Origin of the sequence: Paenibacillus sp. BT-177 (assembly GCF_025846815.2) — a bacterium.
In the GTDB taxonomy this organism is placed as follows: Bacteria; Bacillota; Bacilli; order Paenibacillales; family Paenibacillaceae; genus Paenibacillus; species Paenibacillus polymyxa_C.
On sequence record NZ_JAOYTP010000001.1, the window covers coordinates 1230315 to 1245128 of the forward strand.

The following is a 14814-nucleotide window of genomic DNA, read 5'->3' on the forward strand; positions in this document are numbered from 1 at the left end:
TAATCCTCTTCATTCTAAAAAAGCGATCATGTCAGAAATAAAATTCTGGATTTTCCAATTACGACTATGTATTAGCTAATTTACTATCTAAATTTTGCTTTTCGAAAGGAGCCAGAACCTATGAAGCAGCATCGCTATCTCCCCATGACCGAACAAGACCAAACCGAAATGCTGCGTGTGGTGGGCGTATCATCCATTGATGATTTATTCAGTGACATTCCAGAGGCTATTCGATACCAAGGGGAACTCCCTCTTTCCTCTCGGCTCGACGAAAGAGCCTTAACCCGCCACATGACCGAGCTGGCCGGACGAAACGCCAATACAGATACACATGCCAGCTTTCTTGGTGCAGGTATTTATGATCATCATATTCCATCCGTTATCCAACACATCACCTCACGTTCCGAATTTTACACAGCCTACACCCCCTATCAGCCGGAAGTAAGCCAGGGCGAGCTGCAAGCCATTTTTGAATTCCAGTCGTATATTTGCGAATTGACAGGTATGGCGGTAGCTAATGCCAGCATGTACGATGGGGCTACAGCTCTGGCGGAAGCGGGCTCATTGGCCGCTTCCGCCACGCGTCGTAAACAGCTTATCGTATCAAGGTCTGTCCATCCAGAGGCACGTCAGGTATTGGCAGCCTATGCACGCGGATTGGATTTGGACATTGTGGAAATCGGCTGTTCGGATGGCGTAACGGATGTCGATGTACTAGCCACGGCCGTATCGGAACAGACGGCGGCTGTTTTGATCCAAAATCCCAACTTTTTCGGAGCCGTGGAAAATCTGAAGCCGATGGCTGACCTCATCCATGCGCATCAAGGGCTTATGGTTGTTAGTGCCAATCCACTGGCACTAGGCTTGCTAGAGACCCCTGGTAAGCAAGGCGCGGATATTGTTGTAGGAGACGCGCAGCCACTTGGGATCTCGTCCTCCCTCGGCGGTCCGACCTGCGGTTACTTCGCCGTTTCCCAGGCGCATATGCGCCGTATCCCTGGGCGTATCGTAGGCCAAACCACAGACCGTAACGGCAAACGCGGCTTCGTGCTGACCTTACAAGCGCGGGAACAGCATATCCGCCGCGAAAAGGCCACGTCTAACATTTGCTCCAATCAAGCGTTGCTCGCTTTATCTGCATCTGTATATTTGTCTGTCATGGGTAGACAGGGGATCAAGGAAGTAGCCGAGCTAAATTTGCATAAAAGCCGTTATGCGTTAGAGCAATTGCTGAGCTTGAAAGGTGTATCTACCTCGTTTAATGCACCAACCTTTAATGAGTTTGCCCTTAAACTGCCTGAGGGTACAGATATGAGCAAACTCCAGGCCGAGCTGCTAGCTGCCGGATTTATCGCTGGCTACGATTTGGGCCGGGACTATGAGGAACTTGCTGGTCACATGCTGATTGCCGTGACGGAGCAAAGAACCAAAGAAGAGATTGACCAATTTGTACACACCTTGGGGGGATTGCTATGACACACACCGGACAGGATCAGAAACAAGAACTGTTAAAGGAACACGATCAAACGCTCATTTTTGAATTGAGCCGTCCGGGTCGCATCGCTTATTCCCTTCCCGATTGCGACGTTCCCCGTCGCCCGGTGGCAGAGCTTTTGCCGGATTATGCGCTGCGCAGCCAACCTGCGGCATTACCCGAGGTATACGAAGTAGATGTTATTCGCCATTATACCGCCCTGTCCCAGCGCAATTTCGGCGTCGACAACGGATTTTATCCGCTTGGCTCGTGTACGATGAAATACAATCCGAAGGTGAATGAGGATGTTGCCCGTTACGCAGGCTTTGCTAAAATTCACCCATATCAGCCGGAGGATAGCATCCAGGGGGCTATGGAGCTGCTGCATACGCTCCAAAATGATCTGGCTGCGTTGACCGGCATGGATGCCGTCACGCTTCAGCCCGCTGCTGGCGCCCATGGCGAATGGACCGGGCTGATGATGATCCGCTCGTACCACGAAGCACGTGGCGAGCGACGTACCAAGGTGCTCGTGCCGGATTCCTCGCACGGAACGAACCCCGCCAGTGCAACCGTCGCGGGTTTCGAAACAATCACCCTACCCTCCACCCCTGAGGGGCTGGTGGATCTGGATGCGCTGCGTCAAGCCGTAGGCAACGACACCGCTGCGCTCATGCTGACCAATCCGAACACGCTTGGTCTGTTCGAGAAGCAAATCACTGATATTGCTGCGATTGTACATGACGCAGGTGGCCTGCTCTACTATGACGGCGCAAATTCCAATGCTATCATGGGGATTACCCGCCCTGGGGATATGGGCTTTGATGTGGTGCATCTCAATTTGCACAAAACGATGAGTACTCCGCACGGTGGAGGGGGCCCGGGCGCTGGACCCGTCGGCGTAAAGCAGCGACTGATTCCCTTTCTGCCCAAGCCGCTTGTCGTACGTGATCCGCAGGGTAGGTACCGCTGGGATCGGGAGCAGGGAGATTCTATTGGGCGGGTCAAAGCCTTTTATGGCAACTTCGGCATTCTCGTCCGTGCCTATGCCTATATCCGTAGCTACGGCCCTGATGGCTTGAAGCGAGTGTCAGAATGTGCTGTACTCAATGCCAACTACATGATGCATCGGCTGGCTCCGTATTTTGACCTGCCTTATCCCGGGCATTGTAAACACGAATTTGTCATGTCGGGACGAGGCTTGAAGAAGTTTGGAGTGCGCACGCTTGATGTAGCCAAACGGTTGCTTGATTTCGGTTACCATCCACCTACCATTTATTTTCCGCTGAATGTAGAGGAATGCATCATGATCGAGCCGACGGAAACAGAAAGTAAAGAGACGCTTGATGCTTTTGTCGACACTATGATTCATATTGCGCGCGAAGCCGAGGAGAACCCTGAGCTGGTGCTCAATGCCCCCTATACTACTCCAGTCACGCGCCTGGATGAAACCACTGCAGCTCGTAAACCTGTGCTGAATTGCGCATGTAGTTAAGATTAAATTCAACCCAACAATCCAAAGCATACAAAAAAGCCGGTATCTGTTGAGATACCGGCTGCTGTATGTATACAGCAATTTTTGTTGGAAAAAGATATAACCTTTGAAAAATGTGATACCCTTCCTTATGCTTCGATGCTTTGAACCAATTCAACAACCTGCTCAGCTGTTTGCATATCCAGAGCTTTTGCAGCCAATTTCTCCATGTCCGCACGGGACAACTTAGAGATTTGACTACGTGCTGGCAGAATGGAAGTTGCGCTCATGCTGAACTCATCAAGTCCCAGACCCAGCAGCAACGGAATTGCTGTGGTGTCTCCTGCCATTTCACCACACATACCAACCCAACGTCCTTCACGGTGAGCGGCATCAATAACCATTTTCACCAGACGCAAAATGGATGGGTTATATGGTTGATACAGGTAAGAAACTCGTTCGTTCATACGATCTGCTGCCATGGTGTATTGAATCAGATCGTTAGTACCGATACTAAAGAAATCCACTTCTTTTGCGAATTGGTCAGCCAATACCGCTGTGGAAGGAATTTCTACCATGATGCCCAGCTGAATTTCTTCAGATACGGATACACCCTCGGCTACCAACTTTTCTTTTTCCTCCAACAAAACAGCTTTAGCTTCACGGAATTCGTTCAGCGTAGCAATCATTGGGAACATAATGCGCAGGTTACCGTGTACACTTGCACGCAACAAAGCACGCAATTGAGTGCGGAAGATATCCTGGCGATCCAGACACAGACGAATAGCACGGAATCCGAGGAACGGATTCATTTCTTTCGGCAGATCCAGATAAGGAAGTTCTTTATCTCCACCGATGTCCAAAGTACGGACTACAACCGGTTTGCCTTCCATTCTTTCCAGAACCGTTTTGTAAGCTGTGTACTGTACATCTTCGGATGGGAGCTTGTCGCGTCCCATGTACAAGAATTCCGTACGGTACAAGCCAACGCCTTCTCCACCGTTGTCCAGAACACCAGCTACATCGTTAGGCGTACCAATATTGGCTGCCAGTTCGACATGGACACCATCAACGGAAACCGTAGCTTCGCCACGCAGCTTACGCCACTCTTCGCGTTGCTTGTCATATGCCACCTGTTTAGCGCGGTATTCCGCAATGATTTCTTCGGTAGGATTCACGAATACATGACCATCCAGACCATCGACGATAATCAAATCGCCGCTTTTAGCTTGAGACAATATATTTTTCGTTCCTACAACAGCAGGAATTTCTAATGAACGAGCCATAATAGCCGAGTGCGAAGTGCGTCCACCGATGTTCGTTGCAAAGCCTTTAACAAATTCACGGTTCAGCTGAGCTGTGTCGGAAGGTGTCAAATCTTCTGCAAGTACAATCGTTTCTTCGGCAATTTCTGCAGGGCTGACAAAATGAACACCAAGCAGATGATTAAGCACCCGTTTGGTTACATCACGCATGTCCGATGCGCGTTCTTGCAAATATGCACTTTTCATGTTTTCAAACATGGAAACAAATTGTGTAGCTACTTCATTCAAAGCATAGTCAGCATTGAGCTGCTCGTCTCTGATTTTAGCTTTAACCGGATCGATCAATTCAGGATCATTCAGGATGAGCAAGTGAGATGCAAAAATTTCTGCTTTTTTCTCACCCAGTTCCCGAAGCGTTTTCTCCTTAATCGATTCCAATTCGGTTTGAGATTCTGCCAAAGCCGCATCCAATCTTGCGATTTCAGCTTCAACATCACCAACCGCGCGTCTCTCTACAGCGTAATTCGGATGCTCCAAGATAAACGCCCGGGCAATGGCTATGCCTGCCGAAGCGGCAATCCCGGAAATTTTAAGCATGAACTTCGCCCAGCCCTTCGTTAACGATTACATTTTCAAGAGCTTTCAATGCTTCAGCAGCTTCAGCGCCTTCGCAGATAATGTTAATAGTATCCCCTTGTTCCAGACCCAGAGACAATACACCCAGAATGGATTTCAAAGTTACTTTTTTACCGTTAGCTTCGGCGAAAGATTCAGCACCGCTGAATTTGTTAGCTGTATTTACCAGCGCAGTTGCAGGACGTGCATGGATACCGTCTTCATCCGTGATTCTAAAAGTTGTTTGCATAATTTGTTCCTCCCACTTTCCTAAAGATAATATTTGTTTACACGCAGTATATCGGGCAGATGACCAGGCGGCTTAAGCCGCCTATTCAACTAATCCGAAACACATAGAGTTTATTTTATCGTAATTATACCATCTTCGCCAGCCTTCAATACTCCAGTTTTGTTTAAAGTTACCGAAGAACCTTCTGGAAGGTTGGTAAAAATGACAGGTGAGATGATGGATTTAGCGTTGGCTTTCACATATTCCAGGTCTACTTTCATGATCGGTTGGCCAGCTGACACAAGATCGCCTTCGTTCACCAAAACGTCAAATCCTTGACCTTTAAGCTTCACTGTATTCACCCCGATATGAACAAGCACTTCTTTACCACCATCGGATTGAATACCAACCGCATGCTTGCTTGGGAATACATTGAATACTTTACCATAGACAGGAGAAACAATTGTTCCATCATTAGGCACAACTGCAAAGCCATCACCTGTCATACGCTCTGCAAATACTGGATCGGGAACTGTCGAGATGTCAACCAATTCGCCGTTAACTGGCATCACGATATCTTCCACAACAATCGTTTGCTTTTGTTCTCCGGCTTCCTTTTCCTCTTGTGGAGCTGGTTCTGAAGGCGCAGGTGCAGGTGTACGTCCTGCCATGATATCAGCCATTTGAGTTTTAATGGTGTCAGAACGGGTACCGAAGATCGCCTGTACATTGTTACCCACTTCCAGGACACCCGAGGCGCCAAGTTGTTTCAGACGAGCTTTGTCAACGTTTGATTTCTCATTAACTTCAATCCGAAGACGTGTAATACATGCATCCAGATGCTTGATATTCGATGAACCACCGAAAGCAGCCAAAATGTTATGTGGAAGCTCATCACTGCTACCGCTTGCTGCACCATCCACATTTTCTGTAGCTTCTTCACGTCCTGGTGTCTTCAAGTTGAATTTCCGTATAATGAATCGGAATCCGAAGTAGTAAATAACCGCCAAAATCAGACCGACGATAATTACATACCACCATGGCGTACGGGTTGGAATAATCCCGAAAATCAGGAAGTCAATAAATCCACCAGAGAACGTCATGCCGATTTTAACATTCAAAATTTGCATCGTCATGAATGACAAACCTGCAAATACACAGTGTACTGCAAACAGCAATGGAGCTACGAACAGGAAGGAAAATTCCAGTGGCTCCGTAATACCTGTCAGGAACGAAGTCAAGGCTGCTGAACCCATGATACCTGCTACATATTTTTTGTGTTCTGGTCTTGCTTCATGATACATCGCAAGTGCTGCAGCCGGTAATCCGAACATCATGAATGGGAATTTACCTACTTGGAACGTACTTGCTGTCAGTGCCACGCCGTCGCGAAGCTGACTAAAGAAGATTTGCTGGTCACCGTGAACGGTTTGACCTGCTTTGTTAACATATTCACCAAACTCAAACCAGAACGGTGAGTACCAGATGTGATGCAGACCAAATGGAATGAGCGCACGTTCGATAACCCCGAACAGGAACGCCGACAAGGTCGGGTTGGAATACACCATAAAGTGAGATACTGCGTTAAGCCCTTGCTGAACTGGAGGCCAGATCAGAACCAGTGCCAGTCCAACAATCAGTGAAGATACTGCCGTTGCAATTGGAACGAAGCGCTTACCCGCGAAAAAGCCCAGGTACGAAGGAAGCTCGATTTTGAAAAATCGGTTGTACATAGCAGCGGCCAGTATACCGATGATAATCCCGCCGAACACCCCGGTTTGCAGTGTAGGAATACCCAACACATTCGCATAACCCGGTATTTTTTGAGCAATCAGACCAGGTGTGACTCCCACAGCTGTACCCAGCGTAATGTTCATTACGAGGTAACCGATGATCGCAGCCAAACCTGCTACACCCTCGCCGCCCGCCAGACCGACGGCTACGCCGACTGCGAACAACAGCGCCAGATTATCAAAAACAATTTGTCCGGCATTCATCATGATGGTCGCTACCGATTGAACCCAGCCCGCATTTAATGCAGGGATGTACTGGAGAAAATCAGGGTTGACCAGCATGTTGCCGATACCCAATAAAAGCCCCGCAGCTGGCAAAATGGCTACCGGAAGCATTAACGCTTTACCGACACGCTGTAAAACGCCGAAAAGCTTTTTAAACATACCTTCCACATCCTTCTCTGAAATTTAGAACAGAGGTAAAACAACAAAAAAGGCATGAGCCGATTTAAGTATGTTTGAACACAACCTTGGGATATAGCTTACCCCACTAGGCTGTAAACAATCATAACTTAAAACAACTCATGCCTGATCGAATCAGTAACACGTTAAAATGTTTAGTTGTTGTCTTCCTCATTGCAAAACTGATTATAGCACCACGCTAAATGCGAGGCAATACTTTTTTATTCGGGCTTTATCACGGTTTGTTGCTCTCCCTGCTTGCGTTGGGACAAACGCTGCAGATGCATCGTCAAATAGCTAACTTCAGCTGGATACACCGGTTTACGTAGCCTTTTCTCCATAATCTTCGTAAGTTTCCAGGCCAGCATATACATTTCTGGATATTCTTCATTCAAAAGCTTGTCCAATCGGTAAATCTCCTGCACAATCTCTCCTCGTCGTACACGTTCAATCGCAAATCTCAGATGAGTCAGCAGACGGGAATAATCAAGGGATTGGAGAGGAATTCGGTAATCCAGTGTCGTCTCGACCACCTGAACCATGTCAGCAATCAGACGAGAATCCTTCCTAACCTCGGAGATATGTTGGTTCGTCATAGCACTATAAATATGCAGAGCTACGAACCCGATTTCATCTTCTCCCAGATCCACGTCCATCTTATCCTTGATCAAAGCAACAGCCTGCTCAGCCATCTTGTATTCCTGAGGATATATTTCCCTAGTTTCATACAAGAACGGATTATGAATCGTAATCCCCTGTTTATGACGGTTGATGGAGAAGGCAATATGGTCAGTTAAAGCAATTAGTATGTGCTCATTAAGAGGCTTTTTGGCTTGAAGCTGAACAAGATGAAGCACCTCACCGATGACCTCAATGAGCTTTTCATCCAGCTCAGGAAGCAATCGTTTGTATTGCTCCTGCTCTTCATGGCTTTTTAATATAAATAATTTTTCAACTGAATCCAACGGCATTAGATCGCCGGGTTTGCGATTGAAACCGATTCCTTTTCCAATCACGACAACCTCATCATGCTCGGGATGCATCCCTATAATCACATTGTTATTCAGCGCTTTGGCCACTTTTAGGCTGCTCACATCCGCACCTCTTTTATCAGAACCTTGATCCTAAGAATTATAGCATGAAGCTCAGAGGAATCCACGTTAAAGTACCAAATATTCCGCTAAAGGTCAATAAAAAGAAAACGCTTTTCATCACAATTTCCAGGAAATGCTGTGATGAAAAGCGGCCTTTTGGGGGCTGAGAATCTGTTCCCCAAAGGCTTATCGTTATTCTTTATCCGTTAGTGCCACCTCAACCGAGGCTGGATTGTGTAGCTTGTTCGCATCACCGGAGGACGGTACGGAATGAAGACCATTTTTTCCAGTGGTTAGTCCCTTGATCAACTGCTCTACATCAATACCGGATACACTCTTAAGCATCTCGGGAGCCGTCGCCATCAGTTCGGTGACATAATTGCTGACACGCGTTGCTCCTTCCCCTTTACCCGTATCCACAACAGTCAGTTTATCAATGGATGCAATCGGTTCGGCAATGCGTCCTGCCAGATCCGGCAGCATTTTCACGATAATATCGAGCACGGCAGCTTCTCCAAACTTCTGGAACGCCTCCGCCAGTTTTTCCTTGGCCTCAGCTTCCGCGAGACCACGCAAACGGATGACATCTGCATCGGCTGTCCCTTTGGCCCGTTCTGCATCCGCTTCTGCTTGCCCGTTTAGACGTTTTTGTTCAGCTGACGCTTTAGCCTGTGTTTCAATCGAGTATTGCAGCGATTCCGCCTCACGCATTTTACGCGATTTGTCGGCTTCCGCCGCTTGTTCTACTGCATACCGATCGGCTTCCGCCTTCTTTTTCACTTCCGCATCATATTGCTTTTCACGTACCTGTATTTCCTTGGCTTGAATATCAATCTCCCGTTCCTTACGTACCAACTCGACTTTCATCTGTTCCTCGACGGCAGTCTGCTTGGCACGGGCCTCCTGAATGTGATAAGCCTGATCGGCTTCTGCCCTGGCTGTATCTTGTTCTTTCTTAAACGAAGCCACCTTCAGTTCCTTCTCCTTGGCTGCCTCGGCAATATTCGTATCCCGCAACAGTTCGGCCTTCTGTCCTTCCTGTTCTGCTCGTGCCTTCTGGATTCGGGCATCCCGCACTGCCTCGGCTTCTGCAATCTCTGCATCCCTTTTCACAGCAGCAATTCTCGGCTTACCGAGCGCATCCAGATACCCATGTTTATCGCGCACGTCTTTGATAGTGAATGAAACGATTTGCAAGCCCATCTTTTTCAGATCGCGCGCAGCCACGCCCTGTACTTCCTGCGCAAACCGATCCCGATTACGGTATACTTCCTCTACTGTCATAGAGCCGAGAATTGCCCGCAAATGTCCCTCCAGCACTTCTTGAGCCTCTCCCCTAAGAGCTTCCAGTGGCTTTCCGATAAACTGTTCGGCTGCTGTGGCTACATCCTCAATGGAACTGCCGACTTTGATAATCGCCACACCATCCGCAATCACGGGCACTCCTTGCTCTGTATATACTTCCGGTGTGGTTACGTCCAATTTGTGAGACAACAGAGAGATAAATTCGGACTGTTGGAAAATAGGCCAAATGAAGGCGCCCCCACCACGTACAATTTTAATCTTGCGACCAGATTCATCCTCGGAAATATTTTTATTTCCCAGAAAAGAACCTGTCACAATCATTCCTTCATCCGGTCCTACCGTTTTGTAACGGGCCCAAAAAGCAATCCCTAATATGACGATAACAATGACAACAATTCCAGGGACCAACACAATATCTTGCAAATTTGACACTCCCGATCACGCTCCCTTCAAGTTAAGCGAATGCGCCGTCTATGTGTCCAGGTACGCTACGCGGACGACGCCCTCTGCGACCTCAACCACGACAATACGGGTCCCCGCAGCTAGCGGTTTGTGATCAAAGCTAGATGCTGTATGTATGGTGTTGCCTGCACCCAAGCGGATCATAACTTCCCCGTAACCAACCTCAGGTACAGGAATGGTAACCTCACCGATTCTGCCAGTTAGTTCACGCATCGAGAAGCCGCTGGATACCTCTGAATTCGCCATGGGCTTGATAAATGCAAAAAACACTAGCACTCCAATAACAAGTGCAATCCCTAAAGCTAGCACAACAACCCAGCCCATGGTCAGCCCAGTATACTTTGTCAGTAGTACTCCAGCCCCGCCAAAAGCAGTCATAGCCCCAAGTAGAACGACAGGTCTGAACCAATCAAGGCCCGGCAACTCTAACGCCCCATCCAGCCAGCTACCGAGTACATCCCCGATCAACACACTAACCACAGTAAAGATTGCGCCTCCTGCCAACAACCACCAAAATAAGGTTTCCATGCGACTCCTCCTTCCATGTACTTTTCAGTCTGGTTTCCAGTCTATAACTATGTTTACGTATTCAACCTTAAAAAGTTTCAAAATTTACCTCCAATATTCCAAATTAAACCCAAAAAAGCACGTTCGTACGTCTTATGACGCACAAACGTGCCTATTATGATCCAAATGCTGTTTACAGGGATGCTCTGTAAATTTCGACTACATCTTCGCGATTGAGCTTGTTAAAGCCTCCGAAAGGTCCAAATTTCACAGCTTTATCAGCCATTACATCAATTTTGGACGCATCAATATCATAATCAGCCAGACGGCTTGGCGCACCAATCGAGTTCCAGAAATCACGCAATGCTTGAATACCTTCCAGCGCTACTTCTTCGTCACTCTTGCCTTCTGGGTTCACATGGAACACATTCACAGCCAGCTGTTTGAAACGTTCAGGCTTCACATGCAAGTTATGTTTCATCCAGTTCGGGAACAGAATAGCCAGTCCTCCACCATGCGGAATATCATAAACAGCAGACACAGCATGCTCAATATTGTGAGTAGCCCAGTCACCTGTCAGCCCCATGTTCAGGAAGCCGTTCAGTGCCATCGTACCACAATACATAATCGTTTCACGCAGCTCGTAGTTTTCCAGATCGTTGACCAGTCCCGGAGCCGCATCTATGACCGTACGCAAAATCGTTTCACACCAGCCCAGTTGAACCGGAGTATTGGATTCCAAATGAAAATAATGCTCGAGCGTATGTGACATCATATCCACAATTCCGTAAACCGTTTGATTTTGTGGCAGAGAGTATGTGTTCACCGGATCAAGAATGGAAAACGCAGGAAACGCATGTACACTGCCCCATCCCAATTTTTCCTGAGTTTTTTCGTTTGTAATAACAGAACCTGCGTTCATTTCAGAACCGGTTGCCGCCATGGTCAGAACCGTACCTAATGGCAAGGCTGCTTGTGGAGCCGCTTTACGCTCTGCAAAATCCCACATGTCGCCATCATATTTTGCACCGACAGCAATAGCTTTGGAGCAATCCAGTACACTACCACCGCCTACAGCCAGTACAAGATCGATTTGGTTTGTTTTACACAATTCAACGCCTTTATGTACCGTTGACAAACGAGGATTCGGTTCTACACCAGCCAGTTCTGTTACCTCTGCACCAATTTCACCAAGCAATTTTATTACATTATCGTACAAACCGCTGCGCTTAATGCTGCCGCCGCCATATACAAGCAGTACACGTTTACCGTATTTAGGAACTTCACGCTTGAGAGCCTCCAATTGTCCTTTACCAAAGATCAATTGTGTAGGATTATAAAATTCGAATGCTTTCATCGCAAACGCTCGCCTCCAATATTTCTAAAGTTTAATGTTAAGAAACTACTCTATTATAACCTTTATGGTTACAGGAAACAAATTGCTTTGTTTTCAGAAAAAAAACCATACTCCTTAAGGAGTATGGTTATATTTCACATCTTGGGAGGGTTCTCGTATTGTATTATGTGGCAACACAAGCTACTTTATTCTCCCAAGGTATATCCCATTTGTTTCATAAAACGGCCAAACGCTTGCTGACCGGATGGATTCCGTTTATACACTCCTGCGTGCTCTAAAATTTCACTGAATTTCAGTCCGACCTCATTTTGCACGGTACGGACAGCCGTCTCTTTGTCAGACAGACGACCAAACCGGGTATTCAACTGGTAAATCCAGTCTGCATGCTTAAACAGTGGATGTCCTTCTTGCTGCATAGCCACAGCCAATTCATCGTTCCCACACAAAATATCAGCAATTCCATCCAGTTCATCCTTGAGTCGCCCTGGTAAGATGGCAAGCCCCATCACTTCGATTAGACCGATATTTTCCTTTTTGATATGATGCATCTCGCGATGGGGATGAAAAATACCTTCAGGGTACTCTTCACTCGTTCGATTGTTGCGCAGTACGAGATCCATCTGATATCTTCCTTCGGAATCCCGTCGCACAATCGGAGTTACTGTATTATGCGGAATCGTTTCCCCCTCCAGCTCGGTATGAGAGAGAACGTCTACCGATGGATCACTATAACCTTTCCAGGCTTCAAAAGCAGCATTCCCCGCCTCCAACAGTGCCTCGGCATCTGTTGACGTAAAACGAATGACCGACATTGGCCAGTTTACAATACCTGCCGTAACCTGCGGAAATGCTTCATTATGGTATACGCCGTCCACACCCGCTTTTTCAATTGGGAATGTATGACGACCACCCTGAAAATGATCATGAGTCAGGATCGACCCTCCGACAATGGGCAGATCCGCATTAGAGCCAATGAAATAATGCGGAAACGCTTTCGTAAAGGCCAGCAACCGCCGTAGCGTATCCTTTGTAAGCTTCATGGGTACATGATCATGATGGAACACAATGCAATGCTCGTTGTAATACACATAAGGTGAATATTGAAAAAACCACGGTTCCCCATTCAATTCTACCGGAATGATACGCAAATTTTGACGGGACGGATGATTTACCCTCCCCGCGTATCCAACGTTTTCACGGCACAATTGACATTTGGGATAAACAGGCGGCGGCAAAAGCTTCGCCATTGCAATTTCCTTAGGACTCTTTTCTGGCTTGGACAAATTAATCGTAATTTCCATATCTCCGTAAGGTGTTGACTGATTCCAGTACACATTGCTGGCTACCCGATCCATTCGGATGTAGTTTGAATCGATGGATAATTGATAAAAAGCATCTGTAGCCGCTTCTATACCACGTTCAGCCTCCGTTTGATGAAAGTCACGAATGACTTCAGACGGTCTCGCCATTAGCTGCCCCATGATTTTGGAATCCAGCAAATCACGATACGTATCCGTGTTTTCAGGGATAATCCCTATAGCAAAACCATAATCTAACAATACATTAAGCACAGGCTGGAGAGCTTCGGGGGCAATAATGCCCCCTGCTTCCCCACCGGAATAAGGCTCCGAAAATCCGAACTGCTCTAATAACAGATTACGGCTGTAATCTGTATCTTGCAGACCGATCAAGTTCTTCTTTTGTGCGAATGCAACCAGTTGTTCCACCGCATATAGAGCCGATTGCTGTACAGTTTCATCGATGTCATGGGCCAGGTGCCGGGAAAGTTCCCGGCCTTGGTCTTTATCTACGGATTGGCGCTCGGTCATATGTCATCGTCTCCCGTCTATTCGTCGCCGTAGCCTTGAGGGTGTGACTGATGCCATCCCCATGCTCCGCTAATAATATCCTCCAGTTGGGTACGTTTTGGGCTCCAGCCCAGCACCGAACGAGCCTTGTCAGAAGAGGCAACCAATATTGCTGGATCGCCTGCACGGCGGGGTTCTGTAACAACTGGAATGTCGAGCCCAGTGACCTTGCGTGCCGTTTCAATAACTTCCTTTACAGAGAAGCCCTGCCCGTTGCCCAGATTAAATATGTTGCTGTCATTACCTTCACGCAAGTAATTCACTGCGCGCACATGAGCATCCGCCAAATCACTTACATGAATGTAATCACGGACACACGTTCCGTCCGGTGTCGCATAATCCTCACCAAATACAGCGATATGTGGACGCTGTTTTAATGCTGTCTGGAGTACCAATGGGATCAGATGGCTTTCTGGTCGGTGATCTTCACCGATCTTGCCACTCTCATGCGCACCAGCCGCATTAAAATACCGTAAAGATACGTATTTGATGCCTAATACTTTATCAAACCAGGACATCATACGCTCCATCATCAGCTTTGTTTCACCATATACGTTGGTTGGCTCTGTACGGTCACCTTCTTCAATCGGCACCTTTTCCGGTTCGCCGTAGGTAGCCGCAGTCGAGGAAAATACGATCTTGCTTACGCCAGCATCTTTCATTGCCTCCAACAAGCTCAACGTACCAAATACGTTGTTGTCATAATACTTTCCAGGATTTTGCATGCTTTCCCCAACCAGCGAGTTGGCTGCAAAATGAATAACTGCGTCGATATTATTTTCAGAGAACAGTTTGGACAGAAGTTCTTTATCCCTCAAATCGCCTTCATACAACTTGCCTCCAAGCAATGCTCCTTTGTGTCCGGTTTGCAAGTTATCCAGCACAACAACTTCTTCTCCCAAATCCAACAATTCTGCTACGGTATGTGAACCAATATATCCAGCTCCACCTGTGACTAAAATGGCCATG

At 47.3% G+C, this 14814-nt stretch carries 11 protein-coding genes; 2 read left to right on the forward strand and 9 right to left on the reverse strand.

All coding sequences use genetic code 11. From position 1 onward, the window contains the following. The first annotated feature begins 120 nt into the window (after positions 1–120). The gene (gene gcvPA / locus OIU26_RS05630; protein ID WP_264216198.1) at positions 121–1476 is read left to right on the forward strand and encodes an aminomethyl-transferring glycine dehydrogenase subunit GcvPA; all 1356 of its coding nucleotides are present in this window, start codon (positions 121–123) and stop codon (positions 1474–1476) included. Then, complete coding sequence (gcvPB, locus tag OIU26_RS05635; RefSeq protein ID WP_264216199.1) at positions 1473–2969, forward strand: aminomethyl-transferring glycine dehydrogenase subunit GcvPB; 1497 nt, start codon at positions 1473–1475, stop codon at positions 2967–2969. The genes gcvPA and gcvPB overlap by 4 nt, the downstream gene beginning before the upstream one ends. A 128-nt stretch (positions 2970–3097) precedes the next feature. Here gcvPB and ptsP read toward each other — a convergent pair whose 3' ends face one another. From ptsP to galE, 9 genes are all read right to left on the reverse strand, one after another. Beyond that, on the reverse strand, positions 3098–4810 hold the full coding sequence (gene ptsP / locus OIU26_RS05640; RefSeq protein ID WP_129549826.1) for a phosphoenolpyruvate--protein phosphotransferase: 1713 nt from the start codon (positions 4808–4810) through the stop codon (positions 3098–3100). Further along, entirely contained in the window at positions 4803–5078 is a 276-nt protein-coding gene (locus tag OIU26_RS05645) for an HPr family phosphocarrier protein (protein ID WP_013372579.1), read from the reverse strand. The genes ptsP and OIU26_RS05645 overlap by 8 nt, the downstream gene beginning before the upstream one ends. Positions 5079–5188: 110 nt before the next feature. Further along, positions 5189–7234, reverse strand: coding sequence for a glucose-specific PTS transporter subunit IIBC (gene ptsG / locus OIU26_RS05650; RefSeq protein WP_025676128.1), 2046 nt, complete (start codon positions 7232–7234; stop codon positions 5189–5191). A gap of 239 nt (positions 7235–7473) precedes the next feature. Then, positions 7474–8346: a glucose PTS transporter transcription antiterminator GlcT gene (glcT, locus tag OIU26_RS05655; RefSeq protein WP_013372581.1), complete on the reverse strand. Its 873-nt coding sequence runs from the start codon at positions 8344–8346 to the stop codon at positions 7474–7476. 192 nt (positions 8347–8538) lie between these two features. Then, complete coding sequence (locus OIU26_RS05660) at positions 8539–10074, reverse strand: flotillin family protein (RefSeq protein WP_025676129.1); 1536 nt, start codon at positions 10072–10074, stop codon at positions 8539–8541. A gap of 48 nt (positions 10075–10122) precedes the next feature. Further along, positions 10123–10641: a hypothetical protein gene (locus tag OIU26_RS05665; RefSeq protein WP_013372583.1), complete on the reverse strand. Its 519-nt coding sequence runs from the start codon at positions 10639–10641 to the stop codon at positions 10123–10125. A gap of 172 nt (positions 10642–10813) precedes the next feature. Beyond that, entirely contained in the window at positions 10814–11977 is a 1164-nt protein-coding gene (locus OIU26_RS05670) for an iron-containing alcohol dehydrogenase (protein WP_264216200.1), read from the reverse strand. Between the two features lie 185 nt (positions 11978–12162). After that, positions 12163–13806: a UDP-glucose--hexose-1-phosphate uridylyltransferase gene (locus tag OIU26_RS05675; RefSeq protein WP_264216201.1), complete on the reverse strand. Its 1644-nt coding sequence runs from the start codon at positions 13804–13806 to the stop codon at positions 12163–12165. Positions 13807–13823: 17 nt separating this feature from the next. After that, positions 13824–14813: a UDP-glucose 4-epimerase GalE gene (gene galE / locus OIU26_RS05680; RefSeq protein ID WP_013372586.1), complete on the reverse strand. Its 990-nt coding sequence runs from the start codon at positions 14811–14813 to the stop codon at positions 13824–13826. Between the last annotated feature and the right edge of the window lies 1 nt (position 14814).

Excerpts from the sequence above, each read along its gene's own strand:
- gcvPA (WP_264216198.1), top strand. The coding sequence starts at position 121 with ATGAAGCAGCATCGCTATCTCCCCATGACCGAACAAGACCAAACCGAA.
- gcvPB (WP_264216199.1), top strand. The coding sequence starts at position 1,473 with ATGACACACACCGGACAGGATCAGAAACAAGAACTGTTAAAGGAACAC.
- ptsP (WP_129549826.1), bottom strand. The coding sequence starts at position 4,810 with ATGCTTAAAATTTCCGGGATTGCCGCTTCGGCAGGCATAGCCATTGCC.
- OIU26_RS05645 (WP_013372579.1), bottom strand. The coding sequence starts at position 5,078 with ATGCAAACAACTTTTAGAATCACGGATGAAGACGGTATCCATGCACGT.
- ptsG (WP_025676128.1), bottom strand. The coding sequence starts at position 7,234 with ATGTTTAAAAAGCTTTTCGGCGTTTTACAGCGTGTCGGTAAAGCGTTA.
- OIU26_RS05665 (WP_013372583.1), bottom strand. The coding sequence starts at position 10,641 with ATGGAAACCTTATTTTGGTGGTTGTTGGCAGGAGGCGCAATCTTTACT.
- OIU26_RS05670 (WP_264216200.1), bottom strand. The coding sequence starts at position 11,977 with ATGAAAGCATTCGAATTTTATAATCCTACACAATTGATCTTTGGTAAA.
- OIU26_RS05675 (WP_264216201.1), bottom strand. The coding sequence starts at position 13,806 with ATGACCGAGCGCCAATCCGTAGATAAAGACCAAGGCCGGGAACTTTCC.
- galE (WP_013372586.1), bottom strand. The coding sequence starts at position 14,813 with ATGGCCATTTTAGTCACAGGTGGAGCTGGATATATTGGTTCACATACC.